The organism is Streptomyces sp. E2N166 (genome assembly GCF_003671715.1).
Lineage (GTDB): Bacteria > Actinomycetota > Actinomycetes > Streptomycetales > Streptomycetaceae > Streptomyces > Streptomyces thinghirensis.
Genome location: NZ_RAIF01000018.1, coordinates 96,135 through 97,526, shown reverse-complemented (window position 1 = coordinate 97,526; position 1,392 = coordinate 96,135). Strand labels below are relative to the sequence as shown.

1 protein-coding gene and 1 pseudogene are annotated in these 1,392 nt (G+C 75.4%); both read left to right on the top strand.

Features of this window, described 5'->3' with window-relative positions:
* A pseudogene (locus EBH09_RS14690) lies at window positions 1-676 on the top strand (SAM-dependent methyltransferase); the annotation flags it as partial.
* 150 nt (window positions 677-826) lie between these two features.
* Window positions 827-1,392 (top strand): hypothetical protein (locus tag EBH09_RS14685; RefSeq protein ID WP_238697312.1); only part of this gene is annotated, 566 nt, incomplete at its 3' end.

Below are 1,392 nucleotides of genomic sequence, written 5' to 3'. Positions count from 1 at the left end.
CCCCGCGCCCGCCGACGGCGCCGGGCGGCTCACGGACGTACGCGAGCGCCTGGACCGGACCCTGCGTCTGACCGCCGACCTCACCCCCGAGACCGCCGACACCACGCACCCCGCGCCCCGCTGGCCGCTCACCACGGTCGGCGAACTCGCCCGCGGCGGCGCCCTGGTACTGCGCACCGGCGGAAACGGCGGCCACGCGCGCGTGCCGGTACTCACCGACCACGACGTACTCGCCGGCACCGGCCCCTCCGGCACCCTCCCCGAGAGCGAGGAGGAAGCCGTACTGACCGAACCGGGCGACGTCGTCGTCCCGGTACTCGGCGGCGGCTCCGTCGCGCGCGTGATCGACGACGCCACCGCGGGGGCGGCCCTGGGGCGCAGCCTCGTCCTCCTGCGCCCCGACCCCACCGCGCTCGACCCCTGGTTCCTCGCCGGGTTCCTGCGCGGCACCGCCAACAACCGGCAGGCCAGCAGCTACGCCTCCACCGCCACCCGCCTCGACGTCCGCCGCCTCCAGCTCCCCCGGCTCCCGCTCGACGCCCAGCACCGCTACGGCGCCCGCTTCCGCGCCCTCGACGAGTTCGAACGGGCGCTCAGGCTCGCGGGCCGCCTCGGCGAACAGCTCGTGCGCGGGATGTACGACGGGCTCACGGACGGCACGGTGGCACCAGGGTGATGACCCGGTCGACGACCCGGTGGTGATCGGTACGGCAACGGTTCGGTACAACCGGGGACCACTGTCGGCCCCGGCCTATACGCTCGGACTTTCACGCCGAACGGCCCGTTCGCCCGTCCGGCACATCGGCATCATCGTCCAGGAGCAGTCATGTACGGCAACAGCGCCGCCGGGCCGCCGCCCTCCCGCGGGGCGGCCACCGTCATCACCCTGCGCGTGCTGTTCGCCGCCGCGGGCTTTCTGACGTGCGGTCTGCTCGCCTGCGTCCCGCTGTTCCGGATCGCCGTACTGCGCGGCCGAGGGCTCGACTGGACCGTGGCCTGGCTGAGCCTGCCGACGTCCATCGGCTGCCTCGCCGTGGTCGGTTCGCTGCCGGAGAGCGACCGCCGGACGGACGTCGCCATGGCCGCCCTCCTGCTGATCGGAGCGGCGGCCAGCGCCTACTTCCTGGTGGTCGACATACGGCTGCACGCCGCACCGCGGCAGTTCACCGGCTACGCGCCGCCGCAAGCCCCCGCCGCGCACTACGGCCAGACGCACCCCGCGGGACCGTACGCGCCCACGCTCGTACCGCGGCCCCCGCACACCCCGGTGCCGCGGCCCCCGCACACCCCGGCCCCTCAGCCCCCGCACCCCGGCTTCCAGGCACCCCGGACACCGATACCGCAAGCCCCGGCCTCCCAAGCCCCGACGATCCGGACGCCCGTGCCCCAGGG